This window comes from Burkholderia stagnalis (genome assembly GCF_039848545.1).
Taxonomy (GTDB): Bacteria; Pseudomonadota; Gammaproteobacteria; order Burkholderiales; family Burkholderiaceae; genus Burkholderia; species Burkholderia stagnalis.
On sequence record NZ_CP156685.1, the window covers coordinates 1,810,817 to 1,826,094 of the forward strand.

At 68.4% G+C, this 15,278-nt stretch carries 14 protein-coding genes; 5 read left to right on the top strand and 9 right to left on the bottom strand.

The features are described 5' to 3' along the window. Positions 1-7: 7 nt before the first annotated feature. Entirely contained in the window at positions 8-817 is an 810-nt protein-coding gene (gene thiD / locus ABFO07_RS08555) for a bifunctional hydroxymethylpyrimidine kinase/phosphomethylpyrimidine kinase (protein ID WP_347468630.1), read from the bottom strand. A 58-nt stretch (positions 818-875) separates the two neighbouring features. Next, complete coding sequence (lplT, locus tag ABFO07_RS08560; protein WP_059809626.1) at positions 876-2,183, bottom strand: lysophospholipid transporter LplT; 1,308 nt, start codon at positions 2,181-2,183, stop codon at positions 876-878. A gap of 218 nt (positions 2,184-2,401) precedes the next feature. Here lplT and alr point away from each other — a divergent pair, with 218 nt between their 5' ends. The 3 genes from alr (at position 2,402) to ABFO07_RS08575 (ending at position 5,271) form a co-directional block, all read left to right on the top strand. Next, positions 2,402-3,472, top strand: a complete 1,071-nt coding sequence (gene alr, locus ABFO07_RS08565) for an alanine racemase (protein WP_059885189.1) — start codon at positions 2,402-2,404, stop codon at positions 3,470-3,472. Between the two features lie 11 nt (positions 3,473-3,483). After that, complete coding sequence (radA, locus tag ABFO07_RS08570; protein ID WP_347468631.1) at positions 3,484-4,860, top strand: DNA repair protein RadA; 1,377 nt, start codon at positions 3,484-3,486, stop codon at positions 4,858-4,860. Between the two features lie 144 nt (positions 4,861-5,004). Further along, positions 5,005-5,271, top strand: a complete 267-nt coding sequence (locus ABFO07_RS08575) for a DUF2866 domain-containing protein (RefSeq protein ID WP_059563486.1) — start codon at positions 5,005-5,007, stop codon at positions 5,269-5,271. Between the two features lie 117 nt (positions 5,272-5,388). Here ABFO07_RS08575 and ABFO07_RS08580 read toward each other — a convergent pair whose 3' ends face one another. Beyond that, positions 5,389-7,320, bottom strand: a complete 1,932-nt coding sequence (locus tag ABFO07_RS08580) for an ATP-binding cassette domain-containing protein (RefSeq protein WP_347468632.1) — start codon at positions 7,318-7,320, stop codon at positions 5,389-5,391. A gap of 135 nt (positions 7,321-7,455) precedes the next feature. On the opposite strand from ABFO07_RS08580, the gene ABFO07_RS08585 reads away from it, so the two are divergent. Next, the gene (locus ABFO07_RS08585) at positions 7,456-7,935 is read left to right on the top strand and encodes a glutathione peroxidase (RefSeq protein WP_059921515.1); all 480 of its coding nucleotides are present in this window, start codon (positions 7,456-7,458) and stop codon (positions 7,933-7,935) included. A gap of 31 nt (positions 7,936-7,966) precedes the next feature. Here the strand turns inward: ABFO07_RS08585 and cls are convergent, their stop codons facing one another. The 6 genes from cls to dapC all read right to left on the bottom strand — a co-directional run bounded on the left by cls (position 7,967) and on the right by dapC (position 14,131). Beyond that, complete coding sequence (cls, locus tag ABFO07_RS08590) at positions 7,967-9,406, bottom strand: cardiolipin synthase (protein ID WP_059885182.1); 1,440 nt, start codon at positions 9,404-9,406, stop codon at positions 7,967-7,969. A 109-nt stretch (positions 9,407-9,515) separates the two neighbouring features. Continuing rightward, positions 9,516-10,427, bottom strand: a complete 912-nt coding sequence (gene prmB / locus ABFO07_RS08595) for a 50S ribosomal protein L3 N(5)-glutamine methyltransferase (RefSeq protein ID WP_059563482.1) — start codon at positions 10,425-10,427, stop codon at positions 9,516-9,518. An 11-nt stretch (positions 10,428-10,438) separates the two neighbouring features. After that, positions 10,439-11,578 carry a succinyl-diaminopimelate desuccinylase gene (gene dapE / locus ABFO07_RS08600; protein ID WP_059809618.1) on the bottom strand — a complete coding sequence of 380 codons (1,140 nt, stop codon included), beginning with the start codon at positions 11,576-11,578 and terminating at the stop codon, positions 10,439-10,441. Positions 11,579-11,660: 82 nt separating this feature from the next. Further along, the gene (locus tag ABFO07_RS08605) at positions 11,661-12,029 is read right to left on the bottom strand and encodes an ArsC family reductase (protein WP_017331714.1); all 369 of its coding nucleotides are present in this window, start codon (positions 12,027-12,029) and stop codon (positions 11,661-11,663) included. Further along, positions 12,029-12,856 (bottom strand): 2,3,4,5-tetrahydropyridine-2,6-dicarboxylate N-succinyltransferase, encoded by an 828-nt coding sequence (gene dapD / locus ABFO07_RS08610; protein WP_059563479.1) that lies wholly within the window; start codon positions 12,854-12,856, stop codon positions 12,029-12,031. The genes ABFO07_RS08605 and dapD overlap by 1 nt, the downstream gene beginning before the upstream one ends. Positions 12,857-12,898: 42 nt before the next feature. After that, a complete protein-coding gene (dapC, locus tag ABFO07_RS08615; protein ID WP_059809616.1) occupies positions 12,899-14,131 on the bottom strand; it encodes a succinyldiaminopimelate transaminase in 1,233 nt (410 codons plus the stop codon). Positions 14,132-14,297: 166 nt separating this feature from the next. Here dapC and ABFO07_RS08620 point away from each other — a divergent pair, with 166 nt between their 5' ends. Then, entirely contained in the window at positions 14,298-15,239 is a 942-nt protein-coding gene (locus tag ABFO07_RS08620) for a DMT family transporter (RefSeq protein ID WP_347468633.1), read from the top strand. Positions 15,240-15,278 lie beyond the last annotated feature (39 nt).

A 15,278-nucleotide genomic window follows, 5' to 3' on the forward strand; every position in this document is an offset into this window, starting at 1 on the left:
CCGCCGCTTACCACCAGCGGTGGAAGTGATGCACGGGCCCGACGCCGTGACCGACGTCGAGACGGCCGCTCGCGGCGATCGCGCCGGTCAGGTAGGCCTTCGCGTCGCGCACGGCGCTTTCCAGGTCGGGATGCCGCGGCAGCAGCGCGGCGATCGCGGATGCCAGCGTGCAGCCGGTGCCGTGCGTATTGGCGACAGGCACGCGCGGGCCGTCGAGCCGCACGGCGTGCGTCGCGTCGACGAGCCAGTCGGGGCTCGCGTCGGCATCCGGCAGATGGCCGCCCTTCATCAGCACCGCGTGCGCGCCCATGTTCACCAGCGCCTGCCCTTGCCGGACCATCTCGTCTTCGGTCGTCGCATGCGCGTCGCCGAGCAGCGCCGCCGCTTCGGGCAGGTTCGGCGTGACGACGGTCGCAAGCGGCAGCAGCGCGCCGCGCAGCGCATCGACCGCGTCCGGCGCGAGCAGCGCGTGCGCACTCTTCGAGATCATCACCGTGTCGAGCACGACGTAGCGGGGCGCGTAGCGCCGCAGCGCGTCGGCGACCGCATGCACGATCGACGCGTTGGCGAGCATGCCGATCTTCACCGCGTCGATGCGGATGTCGTCGAACACGGCGTCGAGCTGCGCGGTCACGAACGCGGCGTCGGGCGCATGCACGCCGGTTACGCCGCGCGTGTTCTGCGCGGTCAGCGCGGTGATCACGCTCGCGCCGTACGCGCCGAGCGCGGAGAACGTCTTCAGGTCGGCCTGGATGCCTGCGCCGCCGCCGGAGTCGGAGCCGGCGATCGTCAGGACGTTGGGAATCGGGTGCGTCATGATGGCAAGGCGCCGGTTCGGCAACCGGCGCGGGCATGCGGAAACGGGAAGTGTAGCGTCAGTGCTTCGATTCGCCGATCAGCGCGACCGAATCGAACTGGCGCTGGTTCGCCTGGTGGCGGCGCATCACGAGCCACATCGTCAGGCAGACGAAGGTGCCGAACAGCACGATCACGACGCCGACCGGCACGTCGAGCCACACGAGCACCGCGTACAGGCACAGCATCACGAGCACCGACAGGTTCTCGTTGAAGTTCTGCACCGCGATCGAGTGGCCGGCCGACAGCAGCACGTGGCCGCGATGCTGCAGCAGCGCGTTCATCGGCACGACAAAGTAGCCGGACAGCGCACCGACGCACATCAGGAAGATGTACGCGATGAGCAGGTAGATCGGCATGCGGATGTGGCCGAGATGGAGGACCCAGTTCGACGGGATCATGTCGCGCGTGTAGAACGCCATCAGCATCACGGCGACGCCCATGATGATGCCGACGGGCAGCACCGTCAGCGACTTCTTCAGCGGGATCCGGCCCGCGGCGGCAATCGCGCCGGCCGCGACGCCGACCGCGACGACCGCCTGCAGCAGCGCGCCTTCGGACAGCGACATGCCGAGCGACACCTCGGCCCATTTCAGCACGATGAACTGCAGCGTCGCGCCGGCGCCCCAGAACAGCGTCGTGACGGCCAGCGAGATCTGGCCGAGCTTGTCGCGCCAGAGCGCCATGAAGCAGTCGGCGAAGTCGGTGACGAGCCTGATCGGGCCGTGCTGCTGGCGCGGGTAGCGTGCGCCGGTATCGGGAATGCGCAGGTTGAACAGCGCGGCGACGACATAGATCGCCATGATGATCGCCATCGCGGATTCGGCCGGCGTGTTGATCCACGACGGCGTGTGCGCGATCACGTGCGATGCGATGTGCGGGCTGATCAGCGCGCCGCCGAGCACGGTGCCGAGGATGATCGAGCTGACGGTCGTGCCTTCGATCCAGCCGTTCGCCGCGACGAGCCGGTCGGCCGGCAGGAGCTCGGTGAGAATGCCGTATTTGGCGGGCGAGTAGGCCGCCGCGCCGAAGCCGACGATCCCGTACGCAACCAGCGGATGGGCGCCGAACAGCATGATCAGGCAGCCGACGACCTTGATCGAGTTGGTGATGAACATCACGCGGCCCTTCGGGCGGGAATCCGCGAAGGCGCCGACGAACGCCGCGAGCACGACATAGGACAACACGAAGAACAGCTTCAGCAGCGGTGTCATCCAGTTCGGGGCGTGAAGGTCTTTCAGCAGGGCGATGGCGGCGATGAGGAGCGCATTGTCGGCCAGCGACGAGAAAAACTGCGCGGCCATGATGGTGTAAAAACCTTTTTTCATCTGATGCGATGCGTTCGTCGCTGCGGCCCGGCCGCGTAGGCCGCCAGGTATGCGATCGGCTTATTCCGTTCGAAATGGGTTGTGCGCACGGCTTTATAACACGAAAATACAGCAATTCGGACTAGCAAGATTCCCCGATCGTTCCGCAAGTTGTCGGCTTCGGTGCTCAAAAGGCACGGTAAGCTGATGATTCGCAAGCGTCTTTACGTAAATTTCCCATGCCGCGCCCGATCTCCGCCACCATCCACACCGCCGCTCTCGCGAACAATCTTTCCGTCGTCCGCCGCTACGCCGGCCAGTCCAAGGTCTGGGCGGTCGTCAAGGCGAACGCCTACGGTCACGGCCTCGCGCGCGTGTTTCCCGGCCTGCGCGGCACCGACGGCTTCGGCCTGCTCGACCTCGACGAGGCCGTCAAGCTGCGCGAACTCGGCTGGGCCGGCCCGATCCTGCTGCTGGAAGGATTCTTCCGCTCGACCGACATCGACGTGATCGACCGCTACAGCCTGACCACGACCGTCCACAACGACGAGCAGATGCGGATGCTGGAAACGGCCCGGCTGTCGAAGCCCGTCAACGTGCAGCTGAAGATGAACAGCGGGATGAACCGCCTCGGCTACTCGCCCGAGAAGTATCGCGCCGCGTGGGAACGGGCGCGTGCCTGCCACGGCATCGGCCAGATCACGTTGATGACTCATTTTTCGGACGCGGACAGCGAGCGCGGCGTCGCCGAGCAGTTGGCCGCGTTCGAGCGCGGCGCGCAAAGCATTGCCGGCGCGCGCAGCCTCGCGAATTCGGCGGCGGTGCTCTGGCATCCGCAAACCCATTTCGACTGGGTGCGCCCGGGGATCGTGCTGTACGGCGCGTCGCCGTCCGGGCGCTCCGCCGACATCGCCGATACGGGCCTGAAGCCGGCGATGACGCTCGCGTCCGAGCTGATCGCGGTGCAGACGATCGCGAAAGGGCAGTCGATCGGCTACGGCTCGACGTTCTCGGCGCCGGCGCAGATGCGGATCGGCGTCGTCGCGTGCGGCTACGCGGACGGCTATTCGCGCGTCGCGCCCGAGGGCACGCCGGTGATCGTCGACGGCATCCGCACGCGGATCGTCGGCCGCGTGTCGATGGACATGATCACCGTCGACCTGACGCCGTGCCCGCAGGCCGGTGTCGGCGCACGCGTCGAACTGTGGGGCAACGATCTGCCGATCGACGACGTGGCGCGGCACTGCGGGACGATCGGCTATGAACTGATGTGCGCGGTGGCCGCCCGCGTACCGGTGCGCGCGGAATAAGGGCGCACCGCGTGGCCAAACTGAAAACGCTCTACGTCTGCAGCGAGTGCGGCGGCCAGTCCCCGAAGTGGCAGGGGCAGTGCCCGTCGTGTCAGGCCTGGAACACGCTCGTCGAATCGGTCGCTGAATCGCCGTCGGCGCACCGCTTCCAGTCGCTCGCGAAACGCGCGCCGGTGCAGCGCCTCGTCGACATCGAGGCGGCCGACGTGCCGCGCTTCTCGACCGGCATCGGCGAATTCGACCGCGTGCTCGGCGGCGGCCTGGTCGCGGGCGGCGTGGTGCTGATCGGCGGCGATCCGGGCATCGGCAAGTCGACGCTGCTGCTGCAGTCGCTCGCGGGCATCGCGAGCGAGCGCCGCGCGCTCTATATCAGCGGCGAGGAATCGGCCGCGCAGATCGCGTTGCGCGCGCAACGGCTGTCGCTGCTCGACGGCGGCACGCCGGCCGCCGAGCTGAAGCTGCTCGCGGAGATCCAGCTCGAGAAGATCCAGGCGGCGGTCGATGCGGAGCGGCCGGACGTCGCGGTCGTCGACTCGATCCAGACCGTCTATTCGGAGGCGCTCACGTCGGCGCCGGGCTCGGTCGCGCAGGTGCGCGAGTGCGCGGCGCAGCTCACGCGCATCGCGAAGCAGTCCGGCACCTCGATCATCATGGTCGGGCACGTGACGAAGGAGGGCAACCTGGCGGGCCCGCGCGTGCTCGAGCACATCGTCGACACGGTGCTGTACTTCGAAGGCGACACGCATTCGTCGTTCCGCCTCGTGCGCGCGTTCAAGAACCGCTTCGGCGCCGTGAACGAGCTGGGCGTGTTCGCGATGACCGAGCGCGGGCTGCGCGGCGTCGCCAACCCGTCCGCGCTGTTCCTGTCGCAGCACGAGCAGGTCGTGCCCGGCTCGTGCGTGCTCGTCACGCAGGAGGGCACGCGCCCGCTGCTCGTCGAGATCCAGGCGCTCGTCGACACCGCGCATGTGCCGAACCCGCGCCGTCTCGCGGTCGGCCTCGAGCAGAACCGGCTCGCGATGCTGCTCGCGGTGCTGCACCGCCACGCGGGCATCGCGTGCTTCGACCAGGACGTGTTCCTCAACGCGGTGGGCGGCGTGAAGATCACCGAGCCCGCCGCCGACCTCGCGGTGCTGCTCGCGATCCATTCGTCGATGCGCAACAAGCCGCTGCCGAAGGGCCTGATCGTGTTCGGTGAAGTGGGCCTGGCCGGCGAGATCCGGCCGTGCCCGCGCGGCCAGGAGCGCCTGCGCGAGGCCGCGAAGCTCGGCTTTACGCTCGCGCTGATCCCGAAGGCGAACGCGCCGAAGCAGCCGATCGACGGGCTCGAGGTGATGGCGGTCGACCGGATCGAGCAGGCAATCGACCGCGTCCGCGGGCTCGAATGAGCATTCCCGCACGCCGGAGGCGATGCCTCCGGCGATCTGTCACGTAATTCGATGTAAACAATCCGTAGGGTTGTGTAACCCGGCGGACATCGCTTTTCCCTATCCTTGGGCGGACTGTCGAACCGCGCAATGCGAAAGGGACCTATGTTCAAACAATATGGGCAGGCGCCCGGCGGACGCCTTTACAACCTGCGCGGCTGCCGCGTATCGGAGCCGATCCGCCAGCCGTGGGGCGGCGGGTGCCGGATCGTCGAATGGATCGACGACGAAGGGCGCATCGCTCGCCGGGTCGTCGCCGAGGACGTGACGGAGGCGGAAGTCGTCGCGGCGATGCGCCGGCCGACGCAGGGGCGTCGCCACCTGATGGGCGACGACGAGCAGATGCCGCGGGACACGCTGCCGCGGCGCTGATTCGTCGCGCTGCCGAGGCGCCGGGCCACATGCAGCGGACGATGCGCACCCAGGCCGGGCCGTTACGCCCGGCCTTGTCGCAAGTGGCGCATGCGTTGGCACTGCGCGGTGTGGCATTCAGCCGATCTGCTCGAGTTCTTCCTGTGCCGCGAGCCAATCCGCCTCGATGGTTTCGAGCCGCGCGTTGACATCGCCCAGCTTGCGGATCGCGTCGGTGAGCTCCACCTTGCGCGCGGCTTCGTAGCTGGCCGGATCGGCGACGAACGCGTCGAGGCGAGCCTTCTCCGTGTGCAGCGCGTCCATTTCCTTTTCCAGCTTCGTGATGCGCGTCTGCAGCGGCCTTTTCAGATGCGACAGCCGCTGCCGCGCCTCGGCCTCCTGGCGCTTCTGATCCTTGCGATTGACGGCCGGGCCGGCGTCCTGCGCCGCGGTGCTGTCGGCTTTCGCGGCGGCGCGCTGCTCGGCCGCGTGCTGCAGCAGCCAGTCGCGGTAGTCGTCGAGATCGCCGTCGAACGGCTGCAGCCGATGCTTTGCGACGAGCATGAACTGGTCGGTCGTTGCGCGCAGCAGGTGCCGGTCGTGCGATACCAGGATCAGCGTGCCCTCGAATTGTGCGAGCGCCATCGTCAGCGCGTGGCGGGTTTCGAGGTCGAGGTGGTTGGTCGGTTCGTCGAGCAGCAGCAGGTTCGGCTTCTGCCAGATGATCAGCGCAAGCGCGAGGCGAGCCTTCTCGCCGCCGGAGAACGGGCCGACCGGGCTCGTCGCCATGTCGCCCGAGAAATTGAAGCCGCCGAGGAAATCGCGCAGTTCCTGTTCACGGGTGTCGGGCGCGAGCCGCGCGAGGTGCGCGAGCGGCGAATCGTCCTCGCGCAGCGTTTCGAGCTGGTGCTGCGCGAAATAGCCGATCGTCAGGCCCTTGCCTTCGCGTACGTGCCCGGACAGCGGTTCGAGCGTTGCTGCGAGCGTCTTGATCAGCGTCGACTTGCCCTGGCCGTTCGCGCCGAGCAGGCCGATGCGCTGGCCGTTCTGGATCGACAGCGACACGCGCTCGACGATCGGGATCTCGCCGCCGTCGTCGGCGTGATAGCCGCAGCGGACGTCTTCCATCACCATCATCGGGTTCGGCGCCGCGTCCGGCGTGCGGAATTCGAACGTGAACGGCGACGCGACGTGCGCCGGCGCGATCAGCTCCATCTTCTCGAGCGCCTTCATCCGGCTCTGCGCCTGCCGGGCCTTGGTGGCCTTGGCCTTGAAGCGGTCGATGAAGCTCTGCAGATGGGCGACCGTCTTCTGCTGCTTCTCGTATGCGCTCTGCTGCAGTGCGAGCTGCTGCGCGCGCAGCACTTCGAACTGCGAGTAGTTGCCGCCGTAGCGCTTTACCTGCCGGTTTTCGAGATGCAGCGTGACGTTGCAGATCGAATCGAGGAATTCGCGGTCGTGCGAGATCACGACGAGCGTGCCGGGATAGCGGTGCAGCCAGTCTTCGAGCCAGACGATCGCGTCGAGGTCGAGGTGGTTGGTCGGTTCGTCGAGCAGCAGCAGGTCGGAGCGGCACATCAGCGCCTGCGCGAGGTTCAGGCGCATGCGCCAGCCGCCCGAGAAGCTCGCGACCGGCTCGCGCGTCTGCGCGAGCGTGAAGCCGAGGCCGAGCAGCAGCGCCTCGGCGCGCGCCGGCGCGGTGTAGCCGTCGGCGTCGGCGAACGCCGCGTGCGCTTCCGCTTCGGCCGAACCGTCATGCGCGGCGGACGCGGCGGCTATGTGCGCCTCGATGTCGCGCAGCGCGGCGTCGCCGTCGAGCGTGTAGTCGAGCGCCGTGCGGTCGACGGCCGGGGTTTCCTGCGACACGTGGGCGATCCGCCACGACGGCGGCATCGAGAAATCGCCGGCGTCGGCGTGCAGCTCGCCGCGCAGGACCGCGAACAGCGTCGACTTGCCGGCGCCGTTCGCGCCGATCAGGCCGGCTTTCTCGCCGGGATTGAGCACGAACGAGGCCGCGTCGAACAGCGGCTTGGTGCCGCGCGCTAGGCTGAACTGATTGAAACGGATCACGGCGGAAATGACTGGCCAAAACCGCTATTCTAGACTGCGCGCCGCACACCGGGCATCGGCCGTCCGGTAGATACCGTTTCGGCGCAGGCAGGCCCTATACTCCGGGTCGATCCGATTGCGAAAGAAGGGGGCACGATGTCCACACTGTATTCATTCAGCGCAGAGACGCTCGCCGGCGCGCCGGCGTCGCTCGACGCGTATCGCGGCAAGGTGCTGCTGATCGTCAATACCGCGAGCGAGTGCGGGTTCACGCCGCAGTATGCGGGCCTGCAGAAGCTGTACGACCAGTACGCGGCGCGCGGCTTCTTCGTGCTCGGCTTCCCGTGCAACCAGTTCGGCAAGCAGGAGCCGGGCGACGCCGCGCAGATCGGCGCGTTCTGCGAGCGCAACTACGGCGTGACGTTCCCGATGTTCGCGAAGATCGACGTGAAGGGCGACGGCGCGCATCCGCTGTACCGCTACCTGACCGACGAAGCGCCGGGCATCCTCGGGCTCAAGGCGATCAAGTGGAACTTCACGAAGTTTCTCGTCGCGCGCGACGGCCGGATCGTCAAGCGCTACGCACCGTCGACCAAACCCGACGAGATCGCCGCCGACATCGAAAAGCTGCTGTGACGCGGCGTGCGCCGGTGACGCCGCGGCCCGCCTAGAGGATCGGCGCGAACAGCCGCGCGATGTGCATCGCGACCTGCCGCCATGCCGGCGAGCGGCGGTATTCGCTTGCGTCGACCTGGTACGCGAGCGCGAAATCGGCCGTGAGCATCGCTTCGACTTCGTCGGCGAATGCCCGGTCGACGGTCAGCACCATGATCTCGAAGTTGAGGCGGAACGAGCGGTTGTCGAGATTCGCGCTGCCGATCGCGGCGGCGCTGCGGTCGATCAGCACCACCTTCTGGTGCAGGAACCCCGGCCGGTAGCGGAACACCTTGACGCCGGCATCGGCCAGGTCGCGCGCATAGAGCTTTGACGCTTCGAACACGACATAGTGGTCGCGCCGGCTCGGGATCAGGATGCGCACGTCGACCCCGCGCATCACCGCGAGCTTGAGCGCGGCGATCACGGCTTCGTCGGGCACGAGATACGGCGTGGTGATCCAGATCCGCTCGCGCGCCGCATTGATCGTCTCGACGAAGAACAGCGAGCCGGTTTCCTGTTTGTCGGCCGGCCCCATCGGCACCGCGAGGCAGTGCATGTCGGCGTCGGGCAGCGCGGCGGGCGGCGGCGCGAGCGGCGGCAGCTTCTGCGTCGCCCAGTGCCAGTCTTCCGCGAACACGTACTGGATGCTCGCGACGGCCGGGCCGCACACCTCGATGTGCGTGTCGCGCCACGGCGACAGCCGCGGCTTCGCGCCGAGGTATTCGACGCCGACGTTGTGTCCGCCGACGAACGCGCGATGGCCGTCGACCACGACGATCTTGCGGTGGTTGCGGAAATTGAGCTGGAAGCGGTTCACGAACTGGCGCTTGGTCGCGAACGGATGGACTTCGACGCCGCCGGCGCGCAGGTCGTCGACGAAGCTGTGCGGCAGGTCGAAGCTGCCGATGCTGTCGTACAGCACGTAGCAGCGCACGCCCGCGGCCGCGCGCGCGATCAGCGTGTCGCGCAGCATCTGGCCGAGCGCGTCGTCGTGGATGATGAAGAACTGGACGATCACGTAATCGCGCGCCGCGTCGATCGCCGACAGGATCGCCGCGAACGTCGCCTCGCCGTTGACGAGCGTGCGCACCGCGTTGCCGGCGAGGAACGGCATGCCGCCGAGGCGGGTGAGCGCGAGCACCGCGGAGCGCCCGAGCGCGTCCGCGGGCGGGCCCTCGGTCGAATCGCTGTCGTGCCACGGCACGGGGGGCGTATGCGTGCGCAGCGCCGCGGTCTCGTGGCGCCGCGCGTCGACGTAGCCGGAGAACTTGCTGCGTCCGAGGAACAGATACGGGATCAGCGTCAGGTAGGGCATCGCCGCGAGCGACACCGCCCATGCGATCGCGCCTTGCGACGTGCGGGTGTTCAGGATCGCATGGCCTGCCGCAACGACGCCGAGCACGTGGATGGCAAGGATGAGGGTGCCAAGGTGTAGCCAGTCGAGGGTCATGGGCGCGTGACGGACTCCTGAAGTCGCGCGGCGCGGCGGCCGCATTACGCGCATCTTACCGAACCGCGCGGCGCAGCGGGGCGCCGCACGGTTCGGGCTGGCAAGGTCGTCAGGCTTTTTTCGGGAGGTCCGACGCCTGGATCAGGAACACGCTGTCGTCGCCGGCGCTGGTCGGCAGCCACGTCAGTTCGAGGCCGCCGAACGCCGCCTCGACATGCTCGCGCTCGTTGCCGATCTCGACGACGAGCACACCGTCGTCGTGCAGCCAGTTGCGCGCCTCGCCGATGATGCGGCGGACGATGTCCATGCCGTCCTCGCCGCCCGCGAGCGCCATCTCGGGCTCGTGCCGGTATTCCGGCGGCAGCGCGGCCATCGACGCGGCGTTCACGTACGGCGGGTTCGTCAGGATCACGTCGTAGCGTGCGCCCGGGTCGGTCGAGCGGAACGCCGGCAGCGGCGCGTAGAGGTCGCCGCGGTGCAGCGCGATGCGGTCCTCGAGGCCGTAGTCGCGCACGTTGATCTCCGCGACTTCGAGCGCCTTGTCCGACAGGTCGACCGCGTCGATCTCGGCATTCGGGAACGCGCTTGCCGCGAGGATCGCGAGGCAGCCGGAGCCGGTGCACAGCTCGAGCACGGCGCCGACCTGTTCGGGGTCGGCGACGTACGGCTGCAGGCCGTCGTCGAGCAGCTCGCCGATGAACGAGCGCGGCACGATCACGCGCTCGTCGACATAGAAGCGGTGGCCGTGCATCCACGCTTCGTGCGTGAGGTAGGCGGCCGGCACGCGGTCGGTCGCGCGCCGCTCGATCACGGCGAGCACGGCGTCGATTTCATCCGGCAGCAGGCGCGCGTCGAGGAACGGCTCGAGCGTGTCGAGCGGCAGGTCGAGCGTGCGCAGCACGAGGTAGGCCGCTTCGTCGTACGCGTTGTCCGAGCCGTGGCCGAATGCGAGCTTCGCCTTCGAGAAGCGCGAGACTGCGAAGCGCAGAAGGTCGCGGACTGTTGCAAAAGGTGTCGTCATGCGGGGCTCCGTCAGGCGATCAGTTGTTCGAGTACGCGTCGGTACACGTTCTTCAGCGGATCGATGAAGCGGACTTCGATGTGCTCGTCGATCTTGTGGATGCTGCCGTTCGGCGGGCCGAACTCGATCACCTGCGGGCAGATGCGCGCGATGAAGCGGCCGTCCGACGTGCCGCCGGTCGTCGACAGTTCGGTCGTGAGGCCCGTCTCCGCGCGGATCGCGTTCTCCAGCGCGTTCGACAGCTCGCCGCGCGGCGTCAGGAACGGCAGGCCGCTCACCGACCAGTTCAGCGTGTAGTCGAGCCCGTGCTTGTCGAGGATCGCATGCACGCGCGCCTGCAGGCCGTCGACGGTGCTCGCCGTCGAGAAGCGGAAGTTGAACATCAGGTCCGCGTGGCCGGGGATCACGTTGGTCGCCCCGGTGCCCGAGTGCAGGTTCGACACCTGCCAGGTGGTCGGCGGGAAGTATTCGTTGCCTTCGTCCCACTGCTCGGCGGCGAGCTCGGCGAGCGCCGGCGCGAGCAGGTGGATCGGGTTCTTCGCGAGGTGCGGGTACGCGATGTGGCCCTGCACGCCCTTGACGATCAGCGTGCCCGACATCGAGCCGCGGCGGCCGTTCTTGACGACGTCGCCGAGCTCGGCGGTGGACGTCGGCTCGCCGACGATGCAGTAGTCGAGGCGCTCGCCGCGCGCTTCGAGCAGCTCGACGACCTTGACGGTGCCGTCGGTCGCCGGGCCTTCCTCGTCGCTCGTGATCAGCATCGCGATCGAGCCGCGGTGGCCGGGGTGCGCGGCGACGAATTCCTCGGCCGCGACGACGAAGCCGGCGAGCGAGGTCTTCATGTCGGCCGCGCCGCGGCCGTACAGCTTGCCGTCGCGGTGCGCGGGCACGAACGGCGGCGACGTCCACTGCTCGAGCGGGCCGGTCGGCACGACGTCGGTATGGCCGGCGAACGCGAGCAGCTTGCCGTCGCGGCCGTCGGCGCCGCGCTTGACGGCCCACAGGTTGGTCACGCCGTGCGACGCGATGGTCTCGCATTCGAAGCCGAGCGCGGCGAGGCGCTCGGTCATGATCTGCTGGCAGTGCTGGTCGTCGGGCGTGACGGACGCGCGGGCGATCAGCTGTTCGGTAAGGGCTAGGGTGGCGGACATGGTTCGGACCACTTTCGATAAAAAATGCCGGCGCGGTGGCCGGCAGCGATGACTTCGGGCGCCGTGCAGCGCGGGGCGCGCCCTAGGCGGCGAACAGCGCCGCGTACTGGTCGGCCGCGAAGCCGAGCGATTTTACGCGGCCGTTGACGACGAGCACGGGGCGCTTGATGACCGACGGCTTGTGGATCATCAGCGCGATCGCGCCGGCCTGCGTATCGGCGGCGGCCTTCATGGCGTCGTCCAGGCCGCGCCACGTGGTGCCGCGCTTGTTCACGAGCGCGTCGAGCGACACGTCCTTCAGCCAGTCTTCGACCAGCGGCGCGCTGACGCCGGCCTTCTTGAAGTCGTGAAACTCGAATTCGACGCCGTGATCGTCCAGCCACACGCGGGCCTTCTTCACGGTGTCGCAGTTCGGGATGCCGTACACGACCACGGTGGGCGGCTTTGCCATCAGTCGCCTCGCAGCAGCTCGTTCAGGCCGACCTTCGCGCGGGTCTTCGCGTCGACCTTCTTGACGATCACCGCGCAGTACAGGCTGTGCGAGCCGTCCTTCGACGGCAGGTTGCCCGCGACGACGACCGAGCCGGCCGGGATGCGGCCGTAGCTGATTTCGCCGGTTTCGCGATCGTAGATCTTGGTGCTCTGGCCGAGGTACACGCCCATCGAGATCACCGAATTTTCCTCGACGATCACGCCTTCGACGACTTCCGAGCGCGCGCCGATGAAGCAGTTGTCTTCGATGATGACCGGGTTCGCCTGCAGCGGCTCGAGCACGCCGCCGATGCCGACGCCGCCCGACAGGTGCACGTTCTTGCCGATCTGCGCGCACGAGCCGACCGTGGCCCACGTGTCGACCATCGTGCCTTCGTCGACATACGCGCCGATGTTCGTGTACGACGGCATCAGCACGACGTTCTTCGCGATGAACGAGCCGCGGCGCGCGATGGCCGGCGGCACGACGCGGAAGCCGCCCGCGGCGAAATCTTCGGCCGTGTAGTTGGCGAACTTCGACGGCACCTTGTCGTAGAACTGCGAGTAGCCGCCGGCCGGCATCGGTGCGTTGTCTTCCAGGCGGAACGACAGCAGCACGGCCTTCTTCAGCCACTGGTGCACGGTCCAGTCACCGTCGATCTTCTCGGCGACGCGCAGGGCACCCTTGTCGAGCTGCTCGATCGCGTGCGCGACGGCTTCGCGGACTTCGGCGGGCGCGGCCTTCGGCGACAGCTCGGCGCGGTTTTCCCAGGCGGTATCGATGATTTGCTGAAGTTGTTGCGACATGTTCGTTTTCGCAGGAAAGATGGAATTGATCGGGATGGACGATTACCGCGCGAGGTTGCGGCAGAAATCGACGATGCGTTGCGCGCCCTCGACGCATTCGGGGGTGCCCGCGACGAGCGCGATCCGGATGAAATCGCGGCCCGGGTTGGTGCCGTGCGCGTCGCGCGCCAGGTACGAGCCGGGCAGAACCGTCACATTATAGTCGGCGTACAGGCGGCGGGCGAACTCGGTGTCCGACAGGCCGGTGCGCGCCACGTTGGCCCACAGGTAGAACGCGGCGTCCGGCAGCTTCACGTCGATCACGTCGGCGAGCATCGGCGTCACGGTGTTGAATTTCTGCAGGTACAGCGCGCGGTTCTCGCGCACGTGCGCCTCGTCGTTCCACGCGGCGATGCTCGCGTGCTGCCACACGGGCGACAGCGCCGCGCCGTGGTAGGTGCGGTACAGCAGGAACTGCTTGAGCAGCGCCGCATCGCCTGCGACGAAGCCCGAGCGCATGCCGGGCACGTTCGAGCGCTTCGACAGGCTCGACAGCATCACGAGCCGCTCGAAGCCGCGGCCGAGGCGGTGCGCGGCCTCGAGGCCGCCGAGCGGCGGGTTGGCCTCGTCGAAGTAGATCTCCGAGTAGCATTCGTCGGACGCGATCACGAAGCCGTGGCGGTCCGACAGCGCGAACAGCTCGCGCCAGTCGTCGAGCGTGAGCACCGCGCCGGTCGGATTGCCGGGCGAGCAGACGAACAGCAGCTGGGTGCGCGCCCATACGTCGTCCGGCACGGCTGCGTAGTCGCACGCGTAGTTGCGGGCCGGGTCGCTGTTCGCGAAGTACGGCTCGGCGCCCGCCAGCAGCGCCGCGCCTTCGTAAATTTGATAGAACGGATTCGGACAGAGTACGATCGCCTTCTCGCCGCGGTCGGCGCGGTTCGCGTCGATCACCGTCTGCGCGAGCGAGAACAGCGCCTCGCGCGAACCGGACGCGGGCAGCACCTGCGTGGCCGGATCGATCGCCGGCAGCCCGTAGCGGCGCTCGAGCCAGCGCGCGATCGACGTGCGCAGCGCGTCCGAGCCGGCCGTGGCCGGGTAGGCGGCGAGGCCGTCGAGCGCGGCCACCGCAGCGTCGCGGATCAGCGCCGGGGTCGGGTGCTTGGGCTCGCCGATGCCGAAGCTGATCGGTTTCAGGCCGGCGGCAGGCGTCACGTCCTTGAACAGGGCGCGCAGCTTTTCGAAGGGATAGGGCTGGAGCGAGTCGAGTCGAGGATTCACGGGCGAAGCGGCCATCGCGGCCGGTTGGAGCGAAAGGGGCGGCGGGCGCGCCGCGCGGCGGCGAAGCGGCGCCGCCGGGAGCGGCAACGCGTTTCGCAGCCGACGATTATAGCGTGACGGAATGCAGTCACGGCGGGCCGAAACGCCGGCCGGGCAACGAAAGATAAGGGTATCGAACACGATGAACAATGCAGTACGCGGCAGCCTGCCGACGCTGGCGATCCTGATCGGCGCATCGGTATGGGGCCTGATCTGGTATCCGCTGCGGATCCTGGCGTCGCTCGGCATGACGGGCACCGCGGCGAGCGCGCTGACGAGCGCCGTCGCGTTCCTGTTCGTGATCGTCGCGCGGCGCAGCACGATCGCGACCCTGCGCTGGCACTGGGTGCTGCCGGGCATCGCGGTGACGGCCGGCGTGACGAACCTCGGCTTCGTCTGGGGCACGATCCACGGCGAGGTGCTGCGCGTGATGCTGCTGTTCTATCTGACCCCGGCGTGGACCGCCGTCTACGCGCACTTTCTGCTGCGCGAGCGCCTCACCTGGGCGGGCGCGGGCCTGGCGGCGCTGTCGATCGGCGGCGCGATGCTGATGCTGTGGTCGCCCCGGCTCGGCGTGCCGCTGCCGGCCAATCCGGCCGAGTGGGCGGGGCTCGCCGCGGGGCTCAGCTTCGCGATGAGCAACGTGCTGGTGATCAAGGCGAGCCGCGAGCTGCCCGACATGCGCGCCGAGATGCGCACGGCGACGCTGTTCGGCGGCGCGGCGGTGTTCGGCGCGATCGCCGCGCTGTTCGAGGGGCTCCCGGCCGTGCCGGCGAGCGGCAGTCTCGGCGTCGTCGCGCTGATCGTCGTCGCGATCGGCGTGACGGTGGCGTCGAACAACCTGCTCGTCCAGTACGGGCTCGCCCGCGTGCCCGCGAACCGCGCGTCGATCATCATGCTGTTCGAGATCGTGATCACCGCGCTGTCCGCGTGGGTGTTCGCGAACGAATTGCCGAGCGCGCGCGAATGGGCGGGCGGCGCGTGCATCGTGCTCGCGACGCTGCTGTCGAGCCGGGTCCATCGCTCGGCGCCGGCACCCGGCAAACTGGGCGACGGTCGGGACGGCGCACGCGCGATGGTATGATGGGTGCCGTTTGCGGGGCCCAACGCTGATGCGCGCGGC